The 14,388-nt window shown below is 59.4% G+C and carries 12 protein-coding genes; 8 read left to right on the plus strand and 4 right to left on the minus strand.

Annotated features, from left to right (window positions below):
• Positions 1-34: 34 nt before the first annotated feature.
• Complete coding sequence (gene uvrA / locus BLR72_RS06175) at positions 35-2,956, minus strand: excinuclease ABC subunit UvrA (protein ID WP_091946099.1); 2,922 nt, start codon at positions 2,954-2,956, stop codon at positions 35-37.
• 416 nt (positions 2,957-3,372) lie between these two features.
• Between uvrA and BLR72_RS06180 the strand changes: the two genes are divergently transcribed.
• The 5 genes from BLR72_RS06180 (at position 3,373) to BLR72_RS06200 (ending at position 7,863) form a co-directional block, all read left to right on the plus strand.
• Positions 3,373-3,888, plus strand: a complete 516-nt coding sequence (locus BLR72_RS06180) for a single-stranded DNA-binding protein (RefSeq protein WP_091922962.1) — start codon at positions 3,373-3,375, stop codon at positions 3,886-3,888.
• Between the two features lie 544 nt (positions 3,889-4,432).
• Positions 4,433-5,530, plus strand: a complete 1,098-nt coding sequence (locus BLR72_RS06185) for a porin (protein ID WP_091946101.1) — start codon at positions 4,433-4,435, stop codon at positions 5,528-5,530.
• 123 nt (positions 5,531-5,653) lie between these two features.
• Positions 5,654-6,073 carry a hypothetical protein gene (locus tag BLR72_RS06190; RefSeq protein WP_091946104.1) on the plus strand — a complete coding sequence of 140 codons (420 nt, stop codon included), beginning with the start codon at positions 5,654-5,656 and terminating at the stop codon, positions 6,071-6,073.
• Positions 6,074-6,076: 3 nt separating this feature from the next.
• Positions 6,077-7,309, plus strand: coding sequence for an HlyD family secretion protein (locus tag BLR72_RS06195; protein WP_091922927.1), 1,233 nt, complete (start codon positions 6,077-6,079; stop codon positions 7,307-7,309).
• 113 nt (positions 7,310-7,422) lie between these two features.
• Positions 7,423-7,863: a YqaA family protein gene (locus BLR72_RS06200; RefSeq protein WP_091946107.1), complete on the plus strand. Its 441-nt coding sequence runs from the start codon at positions 7,423-7,425 to the stop codon at positions 7,861-7,863.
• 19 nt (positions 7,864-7,882) lie between these two features.
• On the opposite strand, the gene BLR72_RS06205 is transcribed toward BLR72_RS06200, so the two are convergent.
• On the minus strand, positions 7,883-8,290 hold the full coding sequence (locus BLR72_RS06205; protein ID WP_091946109.1) for a DUF2000 family protein: 408 nt from the start codon (positions 8,288-8,290) through the stop codon (positions 7,883-7,885).
• Between the two features lie 35 nt (positions 8,291-8,325).
• Here BLR72_RS06205 and BLR72_RS06210 point away from each other — a divergent pair, with 35 nt between their 5' ends.
• Positions 8,326-9,189, plus strand: a complete 864-nt coding sequence (locus BLR72_RS06210) for an AraC family transcriptional regulator (protein ID WP_091946112.1) — start codon at positions 8,326-8,328, stop codon at positions 9,187-9,189.
• 58 nt (positions 9,190-9,247) lie between these two features.
• Complete coding sequence (locus BLR72_RS06215; protein ID WP_091946115.1) at positions 9,248-10,537, plus strand: NAD(P)/FAD-dependent oxidoreductase; 1,290 nt, start codon at positions 9,248-9,250, stop codon at positions 10,535-10,537.
• Between the two features lie 12 nt (positions 10,538-10,549).
• On the opposite strand, the gene BLR72_RS06220 is transcribed toward BLR72_RS06215, so the two are convergent.
• On the minus strand, positions 10,550-11,179 hold the full coding sequence (locus tag BLR72_RS06220; protein ID WP_027233224.1) for a MarC family protein: 630 nt from the start codon (positions 11,177-11,179) through the stop codon (positions 10,550-10,552).
• 230 nt (positions 11,180-11,409) lie between these two features.
• Between BLR72_RS06220 and gyrA the strand changes: the two genes are divergently transcribed.
• A complete protein-coding gene (gene gyrA / locus BLR72_RS06225) occupies positions 11,410-14,214 on the plus strand; it encodes a DNA gyrase subunit A (protein ID WP_091946118.1) in 2,805 nt (934 codons plus the stop codon).
• Between the two features lie 19 nt (positions 14,215-14,233).
• On the opposite strand, the gene BLR72_RS22390 is transcribed toward gyrA, so the two are convergent.
• Positions 14,234-14,374: a hypothetical protein gene (locus tag BLR72_RS22390; RefSeq protein WP_175492279.1), complete on the minus strand. Its 141-nt coding sequence runs from the start codon at positions 14,372-14,374 to the stop codon at positions 14,234-14,236.
• Positions 14,375-14,388 lie beyond the last annotated feature (14 nt).

Below are 14,388 nucleotides of genomic sequence, written 5' to 3' on the forward strand. Positions count from 1 at the left end.
CGAAAAACCCGCCACGGCCGTGGCGGGTTCTTGATCACTCGGCGGCGGCCTGGGCCTTGTGGCCGGGCCGCCGGTTCAGAAGTTCCTTGAGGAAATGACCGGTATAGGAGCGGTCGACCTCGATAATGTCCTCGGGACGTCCGACCGCTACGATCTCGCCGCCGCCGTCGCCGCCATGCGGCCCGAGATCGATCACCCAGTCCGCAGTCTTGATTACTTCAAGGTTGTGCTCGATGACCACCACCGTGTTGCCCTGGTCGACCAGTTCGTGCAACACTTCAAGGAGCTTCGCCACGTCGTGGAAGTGCAGTCCCGTCGTTGGCTCGTCGAGGATGTAGAGCGTGCGGCCGGTAGCCTTGCGCGACAGTTCCTTGGCGAGCTTGATGCGTTGCGCCTCGCCGCCGGAAAGCGTGTTGGCTTGCTGTCCCACATGAATATAACCGAGGCCGACCTTGGCCAGGGTTTGCAACTTGTCGCGAACGGCCGGAACGGCGGCGAAGAACTCCGCGCCTTCCTCGACCGTCATATCGAGCACGTCGGCGATCGACTTGCCCTTGAACAATACTTCAAGCGTTTCGCGATTGTAGCGCTTGCCGTGACAGACGTCGCAGGTGACATAGACGTCGGGCAGGAAGTGCATTTCGATCTTGATGACGCCATCGCCCTGGCAGGCTTCGCAGCGTCCGCCCTTGACGTTGAAGGAAAAGCGGCCGGGCTGGTAGCCGCGGGCTTTCGCCTCGGGAAGCCCGGCAAACCAGTCGCGGATCGGCGTGAACGCACCGGTATAGGTCGCCGGATTGGAGCGCGGCGTGCGACCGATGGGAGACTGGTCGATATCGATCACCTTGTCGAGATATTCGAGCCCGTCGATGCGATCGTGCTCCGCCGGGTGCTCTCGCGAACCCATGATGCGCCGCGACGCAGCCTTGAAAAGTGTTTCGATGAGGAAGGTCGACTTGCCGCCGCCCGACACGCCCGTCACCGCCGTAAAGGTGCCAAGCGGGATTTCCGCCGAAACATTCTTGAGATTGTTGCCGCGTGCGCCGACGACCTTGATGCGCTTCTTGTTCAGCTTGCGCCGCTCTGATGGCACGGCTACTTCGATCGCGCCGGAAAGGTATTTACCGGTCAGCGATTTTGGGCTCGCCATGATGTCGGCGGGCGTTCCCTGGGCGATGATTTCGCCGCCATGGATGCCAGCCGCCGGTCCGATGTCGACGACATAATCAGCCGTCAGGATGGCGTCTTCATCATGTTCGACGACGATCACCGTGTTACCGAGATCCCGCAGGTGACGCAGCGTCTTCAATAGTTGCTCGTTGTCTCGCTGGTGCAGGCCAATGGACGGCTCATCGAGGACGTAAAGCACGCCCGTCAGGCCGGAGCCGATTTGCGAGGCGAGCCGGATACGCTGGCTCTCGCCGCCCGACAAGGTGCCGGAATTGCGTGACAGCGCGAGATAATCGAGGCCGACATCGTTTAGAAAGCGTAGGCGTTCGCGGATCTCCTTGAGAACGCGCGCGGCAATCTCAGTCTGCTTGTCATTGAACGTCTTGTCGATGTCGCGGAACCAGGCGTCGGCATGGCGGATGGACTTCTCGGTGACCTCGCCGATGTGCAATCCGCCGATCTTGACGGCCAGCGCCTCGGGCTTCAGCCGGTAGCCGTTGCAGGCCGGGCAGGGGGTGCCGGACATGAAGCGTTCGATTTCCTCACGCGACCAGGCGGAATCCGTTTCCTTCCAGCGACGCTCGAGGTTCGGAATGACGCCCTCGAAAGGCTTGGTCGTGCGGTACGACCGCAGACCGTCATCATAGGCGAACTGGACTTCGCGGTTCCCGGTGCCATAGAGGATGGCTTTTTGGGCCTCTTCGCTCAAATCGCTCCAACGGTCGCCAAGCTTGAAGCCATAGGCTGCGCCGAGCGCGTCCAGCGTCTGGTTGTAGTAGGGCGAGCTCGACTTCGACCACGGGGCGATGGCTCCGTTCTTGAGGGTCACATTCTCATCAGGCACGATCATGGTCGGATCGATGGCCTTTTGCGTGCCAAGTCCATCGCAGGTCGGGCAGGCGCCGAACGGATTGTTGAACGAAAACAGTCGCGGCTCAATCTCGGGAATGGTAAATCCCGAAACCGGGCAGGCAAATTTTTCCGAGAACATGAGCCGTTCATGGGTCTCGTTCTTCGACTTGTTGGCGGATTCACTCGCCGTCTCGTCAGCCGGCAACGGCTTGTCGGCAAATTCCGCGATGGCGATGCCGTCGGCGAGTTTCAGGCAGGTCTCGAGACTGTCGGCAAGGCGCGCCGACATGTCCGGGCGCACGATGATACGATCGACCACAACGTCGATATCGTGCTTGTACTTCTTGTCGAGGGCAGGGACATCGGCGATTTCATAAAAGATGCCGTCCACCTTGACGCGCTGGAAGCCGCGTTTCTGTAGGTCCGCCAGTTCCTTGCGGTACTCACCCTTACGGCCGCGGACAATCGGCGCGAGAATGAAAAGGCGCGCGCCTTCCTCAAGCGCCAGGACGCGATCGACCATCTGGCTGACCGTCTGGCTTTCAATCGGCAGCCCCGTTGCCGGCGAGTAGGGAATACCGACGCGCGCAAACAGCAGGCGCAGATAATCATAGATTTCCGTAACTGTCCCGACCGTGGAACGCGGATTGCGGCTGGTTGTCTTCTGCTCGATCGAGATTGCCGGCGACAGGCCATCGATCTGGTCGACGTCCGGCTTCTGCATCATTTCAAGGAATTGCCGCGCATAGGCCGAAAGGCTCTCGACATAGCGACGCTGTCCCTCAGCATAGATCGTGTCGAAGGCCAGCGACGACTTCCCCGATCCGGACAGCCCCGTCATGACAATCAGCTTGTCGCGCGGCAGATCGAGGTCAATATTCTTCAAGTTGTGTTCGCGAGCACCGCGAATGGAAATATACTTCTGATCGCTCATGAGTCTTGCCTTTGAGGCACGCCGTTTGGAAGGAGGGATTGCTCTCAGGCGAGAGACTTTCCCTTATTTAGAAAGTCTTTGGCGATTTACGAGATCAAACCCAATCGGAATCACCATAGCCATGTTGACATTGCTTGGGCAAGTGATAGAACAAAAATAGAACAAAGGGCAAGAGACTTGCCGATCGGCGCAAAGCGCTTCGCGATGAAAGTGTATTGCCGGCATCCTGGCGACAGGTTGCACAACAATCATATGCCAAACCTCCTGACAGATTTGGCAGGAGCCTGTCAGCTGGACGGCGAAGCGGGAAATGCGCGGGCTGTATATTGTGGATAGCGGTAATGAATTGCCCGCCGTCCATGCTCGTTCTGTATGATGGCCGAAATTTTTAGAACAGGGTTGATGGAGTTCATATCATGGCAGGCAGTGTCAACAAGGTCATTCTGGTAGGCAATCTTGGCGCTGACCCGGAAGTGCGGCGGCTCGGTTCGGGCGATCCTGTCGTCAATCTGCGGATCGCCACCTCGGAAAGCTGGCGCGACAAGAACAGCGGCGAGCGCAAGGAAAAAACCGAGTGGCACAGCGTCGTGATCTTCAACGACAATCTCGCCAAGGTCGCCGAGCAGTATTTGAAGAAGGGCATGAAGGTCTATCTCGAAGGCGCCCTGCAGACACGCAAATGGCAGGACCAGACCGGCAATGACCGCTACTCGACCGAGGTCGTGCTGCAGAAGTTCCGCGGCGAACTCCAGATGCTGGATTCACGCGGCGAGGGCGGTGGCCGGTCCTTCGACAACAATTCGGCGCGCGGGCAGGTTTCCGACAATGACTATGGCTCCGACTTCGGCCGTTCCAACGCATCGTCTTCGAGCAGTTCCTCCAGTTCTGGCGGGAATTTCTCGCGCGATCTCGACGACGAAATCCCGTTTTGAGGAACGCATCGGTCCGCAGCGGGGGAACACAGTTCAGGATGAAGTCTTAGGTCCTAAACGACTGTGCAGACTGCAAACGACTGAGCTTTTTTCACTATCTTTGGCCGCTTGGGCTTTCCCTTTGGCCCCGAAAGTGACATTTGCTGCTTCGAGGTCTGTAGAGCTTAAAAAAAGAGGCTCGGTATTGATCCGAGCCTCGTGCCATTACGGGGAAATGTGCACGGACAAATTCTGCAATGATTTCCGCGAGATAGAAATAGATCGAGTGCTCGGTAAATCGAACTACGACCAAGGGCCCGGGAGTGACCGACCTTAGTCCCAACCGATGTCACCGGCCCTCGGCCCGTCGTATCACTGACAAGTTGCAATGCTAGGTTGCCTGGAGCCTACTGGAAAGCCCTGAGGTGTGGCGGCATCGCGACAGTATTGGCTTTCCATGCGTGGTATAGATTGTTCGATGTAGTTGGGATTAGCGCAACATTCGGGGGCGTCGCAGTTTTCCCGATTTTCGTTTGAATGTTGCCGGTACACCCTGGGGGACCTCATGGCTGTTCGAACGCTTCTTTTCTCTTCAGTCGCAGCGATTATAACGACATCGGCGGCATATGCAGCCGATGCGGTGGTCGTCGCTGAGCCTGAGCCCGTCGAATATGTCCGCGTATGCGATGCCTACGGCAAGGGTTTCTTCTATCTTCCAGGCACGGAGACCTGCCTGAAGGTGAACGGCTATCTGCGCGTTGATGTCGCCGGCGGCGATGATCCCTATACCGGCGGCCACATCGGGGGCGACGACGACACCTGGTATGCGCGCACGCGCGCCGAAATTCGCTTCGACGCCCGTTCCGAAACCGAGCTTGGCACGCTGCGTTCCTTTGCCGATACCCGCTTCCAATTTACCAACGGCAGTGACGGCGGCGCCTCGCTGCACCAGGGCTATATCGAGCTGGGCGGCTTCCAGATCGGCGTGAATGACGTCCTTTTCGGCTCCTGGCTAGGCTATGCGGGCGAGGCGATCATTCAGGATGACGTGATCCAATATGGCTCCGACAGCCTTTCCAGCAATCAGGTCAGCTATACGTTCAAGGGAGGCAATGGTTTTTCCGCAATTGTCGCCGCCGAGCAGGGCGAGGAATTCAACGGCTACGATTACGTCATCGACGATTACATGCCGCATGTGCTCGCCGGCGTGAAGCTCCAGCAGGGCTGGGGCCAGATCGGCGCCGTCGTTGGCTATGATTCCGTGCAGGAGGATGTCGGGGTGAAGGCTCGCCTGGACGTCAGCCTTACCGACTCCATATCCGCATGGATCATGGCGGGGTATCAATCCGACTACGATTCGGATTCCTTCAACACGAACCAGAACCGCAATTGGTACGGTCTGTGGGAGGGTGATTGGGCCGGGTGGGGCGGGTTCGCCGTAAAAGTCACCGAGAAGGCGACCATCAACGGCCAGGCGGCCTATGAAGAGCAGGGCACCTGGGCTCTTGCCCTCAACGTCAACTACGAACTTGTGCCCGGCTTCATCATCAGGCCTGAAATCGACTACACCAAGTTTGGCGGGGCCCGCAAGGAACAGGCGGAGAGCGAGTTCGGCGACGATGACGCGATCGGCGGTATTGTCCGCTTCCAGCGTAACTTCTAGATCCGCCTACGGAAAGTTACCGTAACGTACTTTTTTTAGCCGATCCAACGTGTAGGTTGTAGCTTGCGTGTATGTGCTTGCACGCTTGGGGCCCGAACTTTCTGCATGTGGGAGGAGGCCGTTATGGCCGAAAAGATGAACCCCGCGGTGGTTGACCATCTGCCGTCGTTTATTCCTGTGCCTGGACACAGCGACTGGCTCTTCAACGCCGTCGTTGTCTTTCTGCTCATCGTGGTGCTGGTCGTCGGCAATCTCTATTTTCAGCTTCACGCAGTGCCGGAGCGCATGGCGCACCGCACGAGCAAGGTACAGATCGAGATTGTCGCGGTATTGGCGTTGATTTCGCTGTTTACCCACAATCACATCTACTGGATCATTGGCCTGCTGCTCGCGATGATCGAGTTTCCCGACTTTTCGACGCCGATGAGTTCAATCGCCCAATCGCTGGAGCGCATCTCGAGCCGTGAGAGTTCGGCGCTTACCGACGAAGATGCTGCTGCTACCGACGCCGAGAAAATCGCCGGCAAAGGCGAGGGGATCTGAGCCATGTTCGAGTTGCTGCTCTGCTCGATGCTCACCGTGTTTCCCGACTACCTTTTTCGCCGCTATGTTCAGGGCAAGCGCATCGGCCGCGAGATTACGCTTTATACGATGTGGTATGAACTGCGCTGGGGCATAACCGCCTGCCTGCTGCTGACGGTCCTCCTGATTACGACGATTTTCTACTTTCATCCGACAACGAACAACGTCACCGCCATTTTCCGCACCGTCACGATCCTGCCCGAGACCAGTGGGCGCGTCGCCGAAGTCTATGTAACCAACAATGAGACGGTAGCGGCCGGTGCGCCGCTGTTTCGGCTCGACAGCTCGGAGCAGGAAGCCGCCAAGGAAACAGCGCAACGAGGCATTGCCGAGGTTGACGCGGCCTCTGCGGTGGCCAAAACCGAACTTGCGGGCGCGGACGGCATGATCCAGCAAGCGCAAGGCGCGCTCCAGCAGGCCATCGACGAACTCAATACGAAGCAAGAGATCATGCGGCGCAACGCCAATGTGGTCGCCCCGCGAGAGATCGAGCGTCTGCAGGTCGTCGTGGATGGCCGCAAGGGCGCCGTCGATGCCGCTGTCGCCAACAAGGAGACGCTGCAGGCGCGCATCGCCGCGCTGCTGCCCGCGCAAAGATCGAGTGCCGAGGCTGCGTTGGCACAGGCGCAGGTCGAGCTCGACAAGATGATTGTGCGCGCCGGCGTCGCGGGGACCGTCCACCAGTTCACATTGCGCCCCGGAGATTTCGTCAATTCGCTCCTGCGTCCGGCCGGGATCCTCGTGCCAACCGAGGCCGGCCGTGTTGCTCTCATTGCCGGTTTCAACCAGATCGAAGCGCAAGTCATGAAGCCCGGGATGATCGCCGAGGCGACCTGCATCGGCAAGCCCTTCACCATCATTCCCATGGTGGTCACCCAGGTGCAGGACGTGATTGCCGCCGGCCAGTTGCGTCCGACCGATCAACTGATCGACGTGCAGCAGATCGCCCAGCCAGGAACTTTGACCGTCTTTCTCGAACCGATATTTGCGGGTGCCCTGGAAGGCATTCCTCCCGGAAGCAGTTGCATCGCCAATGCCTACACCAGCAATCACGCAGCTCTCGAATCAAAGGATCTCGGCACGCTGCATCGCTTTTTCCTGCATGGCGTCGATGCGGTCGGGCTTGTGCATGCGGCGATCCTGCGGATTCAAGCCATATTGCTGCCGGTTCAGGTATTGGTGTTCTCGGGACATTGACGCGGCCCATGACGTATGGAACGAGGTGCCGAGCTTCTCGTGAAAACGGTCCCGATGTTCTGCACGCTTAAATCAAATCCCCGGCTGTGGCTGGTCGAGCCGCGCGCATAGCGATGCCAGCAGATTTCGCGGTCTATGCCGGACTGTTCGCCATTGCTTTTGCGGCCGCAACCATCCTGCCAATGCAGTCGGAGGCGGCACTGGCTGGACTCCTACTCAGCAATGCCTTTCCGTCCTCCGTTCTGATTTCGGTAGCGAGTGCCGGAAATATTTTGGGCTCGGTCGTCAACTGGGGTCTTGGGCGCGCTATCGATCGCTTTCGCGACCGCAAGTGGTTTCCGGCGAACAGCGCGCAGCTCGACCGCGCCGCGTCGTGGTATCGACGCTTTGGGCGCTGGACGCTGCTTTTGAGCTGGATGCCGATCGTTGGCGATCCGCTGACGGTCGTTGCCGGTGTTCTGCGCGAACCCCTTGCCAGTTTCATCATCCTGGTGGCGATAGCAAAAATTGGCCGCTACCTGGCCGTCTTTGGCCTGACGACCGGATTGTCATAGGCCGGCATTTGCCTGCGGATCACGGGTGCATGCGGGCGCCCTTGGTGATCTTGTCGACCAGCTTCTTGTCGGCGCGCATGGCAATTCCCACGACCTTTGCATCCGAAGGCGCGAATTTCGCAAAGATGGCGCGATTTGCTGCGTCATGACCGGTCGAGAACATTTCCTCGACATAGAGGCAGGTGCGGACATCGCGTTCGAGCGAGCGACGATGGATCGTGGAGATCGTTGCCTGGTCGGCCGCAAGGACGATGACGGGCTGAATGGATAAGGGATTGTAGATATTGCCGTCGCGGTCGCGATAGGGCTCGCCGATCACGTTTGGCGTCTCTGCAACGATGCCGCTCATCAGGAAAGCCGTGACATTCAGCGTCTGCCAAGGGGCAAGGTCATCGCGCAGAACAATTGCAATTTTCGTGTCGAACATAAATATACTAGCCTTTGCAGGTTCGGGTTGAGCGGATGAACAATGTTCTAGGGGAAGAGGCCGCAGAGAGTCTTGGACGTTTGTGCGGACCATCGCTGAAGGACGCGATCGTTGCGGCGCCTTCCAATCCGGGGCTCGAAAGGATCGAAGCGCGCTTTGCCGCCAATGCCTATGAACTGCATCGGCATGATACCTATGCGATCGGCCTGACGCTGCACGGCGTGCAATCCTTCTGGTATCGCGGTGAGCGCCGATGCAGCCTTCCCGGCAACGTCATCGTCCTGCATCCGGATGAGATGCATGATGGCGGGGCGGGGACCGAGGTCGGCCTGCGGTATCGTATGCTCTATCTGGAACCCTCATTGGCACTGGATTCGCTTGGTCCTGCCGGTTCGCTGCCATTCGTGCGCGATCCGGTGCTTAGCGATCCGATGATCGCGGCGGCGCTTTCGGCAGCGCTGGACAATCTCGATGAGGAATTGGACGAGCTTCTTGTCGATGATGTCATCTCGCGGTTGGCGCAGGGACTGTCGCGGGTCGCCCGCCAATCGCCCAAGCCGACCGACAAGCCCGCGCTAAGGCAGGTGGCACGCGTTCGCGATTATCTCGAGGCGCATGCCCTGCGTCTTGTGAAATCGGATGAACTGGAGGCAATAAGTGGCCTTGATCGCTATGCTTTATCGAGGCAATTCAGGGCGGTGTACGCGACCAGCCCGCATCGGTTCCTGCTCATGCGTCGTCTGCAACGTGCCCGCGACATGATCCGGATGGGCGAGCCTCTTGCGGAGATCGCCGTCGATACTGGCTTCAGCGACCAGAGCCACCTCAACCGGCAGTTCAAGAAGGCGTTCGGAGTAACACCCGGCCGCTGGGCGGCGCTGGTTGGTTCGAACGCATAATTGTAGTTCGCCGGGCCCTCTGCTAGACAGGCATGCGGTTTGTCCAGCGGAGCCAACGATGACGGAAGATCAGACTCCAGTGCAGCACCGTATCGTCGTTGTCGGCGGTGGTTTTGGCGGGCTCGAGACCGTCTACAATCTTCGCGGTGTCGAAGTTGCTATCACTGTCGTAGACCAGCGCAACCACCATCTTTTCCAGCCCTTGCTCTATCAGGTGGCAACGTCGACCCTCGCAACATCCGAGATCGCCTGGCCGATCCGGCATCTGTTGCGGCGCTACAAGAATGTCTTGACGCTGCTTGGCACCGTGGAAGCCGTGGATACGGCCGCCAAGACGGTGATTACGGCGGATGGCGACGTTATTCCCTATGACACGCTCGTGCTCGCTACCGGCGCCCGCCATGCCTATTTCGGCCATGACGACTGGGAGCCATTCGCGCCCGGCCTGAAGACGCTGGAGGACGCCACCACGATCCGGCGGCGCATTCTCACGGCTTTCGAGATGGCCGAGCGCGAGCCTGATCCGCAAAAACGGGCACAATATTTGACGTTCGTCATCATCGGCGGCGGACCGACCGGCGTCGAAATTGCCGGGACGATTGCTGACCTTGCCCGCGACACGCTGAAGGGTGATTTCAGGGAGATCGACCCCGCCAGCGCGCGGGTCGTGCTGATTGAAGGCGGGAGCCGCGTGCTTGGCGCCTTCAAGGAAGACATGTCCGCCTATGCCAAGATGGCGCTGGAAAAGCTCGGCGTAACCGTCCATCTCGGCAATCCGGTCACCGCGTGCCATGCAGACGGGGTCGAATTCGCCGGCCAGACACTGCGTGCCCGCACGATTATCTGGGCGGCGGGCGTGCAGGCATCGCCCGCTGCCAAATGGCTGGGCGTTCCGGCCGATCGCGCCGGACGGGTCGTCGTCAATCCAGATCTAACCGTGCCGGGCCACGCTGAGATTTTCGTGATCGGCGATACCGCAACCGTGGCGAATGGCGACAAGGGCACGGTGCCGGGCATCGCACCTGCCGCCAAGCAACAAGGCAAGCACATAGCAAAGACAATCAAGGCGAGGCTTGCGGGCGACAATGTGCCGAAGCCCTTCGTCTACCATCACGCCGGCGATCTCGCGACCATCGGCAAGCGCGCCGCGGTGACCGATTTCGGCTGGTTCAAGCTCAAGGGCTATCTCGCCTGGTGGCTATGGGGCCTCGCCCACATCTACTACCTGATCGGTGTGCGCAATCGCCTGGCCGTGGCGCTGAGCTGGCTGTGGATATCGGTGAGCGGCGTGCGCAGCGCCAGGCTGATCACCCAGCGCGATGCCGCGGGGGAAGACAAGTCAGCGTAGCTTGAGCCAAGGTCAGCCTTGGACGAGCGTCCGTATCCCATCGGCCACGAACTGGACCGCGAGGGCGGCCAGGATGACGCCGAGCAGGCGGGTCAGGATCGAGCGGCCGGTTTCGCCAAGGAAGCGGTCGACCCGCTCGGCGAGCAGAAAGACCACGTAACAGGCGGCAATACAGACCAGAATAATGCCGATGAGGGCAACGCGCGACGTTGGTTCGGAAAGCGTGCCGGCAAGCAGGATGGTCGCCGAGATGGCGCCGGGACCGGCAATGAGCGGGATCGCCAGCGGGAAGGCGGCAACATTGCGGATGTGATCCTTGGTGATGGCAACCTCGGCGCTCTTTTCCTTGCGCTCGGTGCGCCGCTCGAAGATCATTTCGAAGGCGATCCAGAACAGCAGCAGACCACCGGCCACACGGAAGGCGCCAAGCGTGATGCCGAACAGCGCGAGTATCTGCGCGCCGGCGACGGCGAATATGGTGAGGATACCGAAGGCAATGATGCTTGCTCTCAATCCGACCTGGCTGCGCTCACTGCGGTTCATGCCGCGCGTCAGCGCCAGAAACAGCGGCGCCAGCCCCGGAGGATCGATGGTCACCATCAGGGTGACGAGGGCATTGAGAATGGTGTCGTAGAACGCCACGATTTTGCTTTTCTTCTCGGTTAAGAGCCCAGCCAACCTACCGGATTCGATATCCAACGTCGAGAAACATGCAATTTCACGCCCAACAATTTCACCGCATGAGAAAATCTCTTCTATCCATTTGATATCAAATGGTTTTCTGCTGTGAATTCTGACCCCGTTTGTTGGCTTTTCGCAATGAAAGCCGCTATAAGATCAAAGATTGATTCCATACGAAAGATGAGTGCCTCGTGTCTGACCTAACTCCACCATCCGGACCTGAAGACGATAAATCCGGGCCCAGTTCCGGTATCGAGCCGATTTCCATCATCGAGGAAATGCAGCGTTCCTATCTCGATTACGCCATGAGCGTGATCGTCAGCCGCGCCTTGCCAGATGTTCGCGATGGTCTGAAGCCGGTGCACAGGCGTATCCTCCACGCGATGAACGAGATGGGCCTGTCCTGGAACAGGTCGTACCGCAAGTCGGCCGGTGTCGTCGGTGAGGTGATGGGTAAGTTCCATCCGCACGGTGACGCCTCGATCTATGACGCACTCGTCCGCATGGCGCAGGATTGGTCGCTGCGCGACCCGCTCGTCGACGGCCAGGGCAATTTCGGCTCGATCGACGGCGATTCACCGGCGGCTATGCGATACACCGAATGCCGCCTCGAAAAGGTCACGGAATCGCTACTCGAGGACATCGACAAGGAGACGGTCGATTTCCAGGACAATTATGACGGCCGCGAGCAGGAGCCGACGGTACTGCCGGCGCGCTTCCCCAATCTTCTGGTCAATGGTTCCGGCGGTATCGCCGTCGGCATGGCGACGAACGTGCCGCCGCACAACCTTTCCGAGGTAATCAACGGCTGTATAGCGCTTATCGACAATCCGGCGATCGAATTGCCGGAACTGATGGAAATTATTCCAGGTCCGGATTTCCCGACCGGCGGCCTTGTCCTTGGCCGTTCCGGCATTTATTCGGCTTACAGCACTGGCCGCGGCTCGATCCTGATGCGCGGCAGGGTTGCCATCGAAAGCATGCGCGGTGACCGCGAGGCGATCATCATCACCGAGGTTCCCTATCAGGTGAACAAGGCCGCAATGATCGAGAAGATGGCCGATCTGGTGCGCGAAAAGCGCATCGAGGGCATTTCCGACATTCGCGACGAATCCGACCGCGACGGCTACCGTGTCGTTGTCGAATTGAAACGCGATGCGGTGGCGGATGTCATCCTCAACCAGCTTTATCGCTTCACGCCGCTGCAGACCTCGTTTGGCGCCAATATGGTGGCGCTCAATGGCGGCAAGCCCGGCCTGCTCAACCTGCTCGATATTCTGCGCGCATTCGTCAGCTTCCGCGAGGAAGTCGTCAGCCGCCGTACCAAGTATCTGCTGCGCAAGGCGCGTGACCGGGCGCACGTCTTGGTGGGTCTTGCGATTGCCGTCGCGAACATAGATGAGATCATAGCGCTGATCCGCCGCGCTCCGGACCCGGCCACGGCCCGTGACCAGTTGATGGAGCGCCGCTGGCCTGCAAGCGACGTCGCGCCGCTGATCCTGCTCATTGCCGATCCACGCCACAAGCTTAATGACGACAACACCTACAACCTCTCTGAAGAGCAGGCGCGTGCCATTCTCGATCTGCGCCTGCAGCGCCTGACGGCGCTCGGTCGTGACGAAATCGCTGACGAACTCAACAAGATCGGCGTCGAAATCAAGGATTATCTCGAGATCCTGGCCTCGCGTCTGCGGATCATGGGCATTGTTAAAGACGAGCTCGCCGCGATCCGCGACGAATTCGGTACCCCTCGACGCACCGAACTTACCGAAGGTGGCGCCGACATGGACGATGAGGATCTCATCGCCCGTGAAGACATGGTCGTCACTGTCAGCCATGCCGGCTATATCAAGCGTGTGCCGCTTGCGACCTATCGCGCGCAGCGCCGCGGCGGCAAGGGGCGCTCGGGCGTCACCATGAAGGATGAGGATTCGGTTACGCGCCTGTTCGTGGCCAACACGCACACGCCGGTCCTGTTCTTCTCGTCGCGCGGCATCGTCTACAAGGAAAAGGTCTGGCGCTTGCCGATCGGCACGCCGCAATCGCGCGGCAAGGCCCTGATCAACATGCTGCCGCTTGAACAGGGTGAGCGCATAACGACGATCATGCCGCTGCCGGAAGACGAATCCAGCTGGGCCAACCTCGATGTGATGTTCGCAACCACACGCGGCACGGTTCGCCGCAACAAGCTGTCGGATTTCATCCAGGTCAACCGCAACGGCAAGATCGCAATGAAGCTCGACGAAGAGGGTGATGAAATCCTCAGCGTCGATACATGCGACGAGTTCGACGACGTGCTGCTCACTGCCGCCGGTGGTCAGTGTATTCGCTTCCCGGTTACGGACGTGCGGGTTTTCGCCGGCCGCAACTCCATCGGCGTGCGCGGCATGAATCTGGCCAATGGCGACAAGATCATCTCCATGTCGATCCTCGGCCATGTCGATGCGAGCCCGGCAGAACGCTCGGCCTATCTCAAGCAGGCAGCGGCGGAACGCCGTGCGCAGGGCGCCGATGATGTCGAGGAGATCAATCTCGTCGGCGAAGAGGCGACAGACATTGCCGACCTCGCGCCCGAGCGCTACGCCGAACTGCGCGAACGCGAGCAAACCGTTCTCACCGTGAGTGAATTTGGCTACGGCAAACGATCGTCGTCCTATGAATTCCGTGTTTCGGGTCGCGGCGGCAAGGGCATCCGCGCCACCGACACGTCCAAGACTGACGAAATCGGCAAGCTGGTCTCGTTGTTCCCGGTGGAGTCTTCGGATCAGATCTTGCTCGTTTCCGATGGCGGCCAGCTCATCCGCGTGCCGGTCAACGGTATCCGCATTGCCGGACGCTCGACAAAGGGCGTCACGATATTCAATACAGCGGATGGTGAGAAGGTGGTGTCGGTCGAGCGGATTTCCGAGACGGAGACCGACGAAGTCGAGACTGAAGCGGCTGCGGAAGGCAATGTCTCAGTACCGGAGGCCCCGGACGGCGCCGAGCCTAACTAAGGCTCAGGCAGGTCACGACTTAAATGTCCCGGCGATGATGATAAACACCAAAGCGGGTGGTTCTGACAGGAGCTTCCCGCTTTTTGCTTTCTTCCACGATCATGACAATCGCCGAAACGGCCATTGCAACCATCATGGCAATGCTGAGAAGAATAAACATCAATCTGTCCCTTT

Source organism: Phyllobacterium sp. YR620 (assembly GCF_900104165.1).
In the GTDB taxonomy this organism is placed as follows: domain Bacteria; phylum Pseudomonadota; class Alphaproteobacteria; order Rhizobiales; family Rhizobiaceae; genus Phyllobacterium; species Phyllobacterium pellucidum.

Coding starts and splice junctions, on each gene's coding strand:
- BLR72_RS06215 (WP_091946115.1), top strand. CDS start 9,248: ATGACGGAAGATCAGACTCCAGTGCAGCACCGTATCGTCGTTGTCGGC.
- BLR72_RS06180 (WP_091922962.1), top strand. CDS start 3,373: ATGGCAGGCAGTGTCAACAAGGTCATTCTGGTAGGCAATCTTGGCGCT.
- BLR72_RS06210 (WP_091946112.1), top strand. CDS start 8,326: ATGAACAATGTTCTAGGGGAAGAGGCCGCAGAGAGTCTTGGACGTTTG.
- BLR72_RS06190 (WP_091946104.1), top strand. CDS start 5,654: ATGGCCGAAAAGATGAACCCCGCGGTGGTTGACCATCTGCCGTCGTTT.
- BLR72_RS06200 (WP_091946107.1), top strand. CDS start 7,423: ATGCCAGCAGATTTCGCGGTCTATGCCGGACTGTTCGCCATTGCTTTT.
- BLR72_RS06185 (WP_091946101.1), top strand. CDS start 4,433: ATGGCTGTTCGAACGCTTCTTTTCTCTTCAGTCGCAGCGATTATAACG.
- BLR72_RS22390 (WP_175492279.1), bottom strand. CDS start 14,374: ATGTTTATTCTTCTCAGCATTGCCATGATGGTTGCAATGGCCGTTTCG.
- BLR72_RS06205 (WP_091946109.1), bottom strand. CDS start 8,290: ATGTTCGACACGAAAATTGCAATTGTTCTGCGCGATGACCTTGCCCCT.
- uvrA (WP_091946099.1), bottom strand. CDS start 2,956: ATGAGCGATCAGAAGTATATTTCCATTCGCGGTGCTCGCGAACACAAC.
- BLR72_RS06195 (WP_091922927.1), top strand. CDS start 6,077: ATGTTCGAGTTGCTGCTCTGCTCGATGCTCACCGTGTTTCCCGACTAC.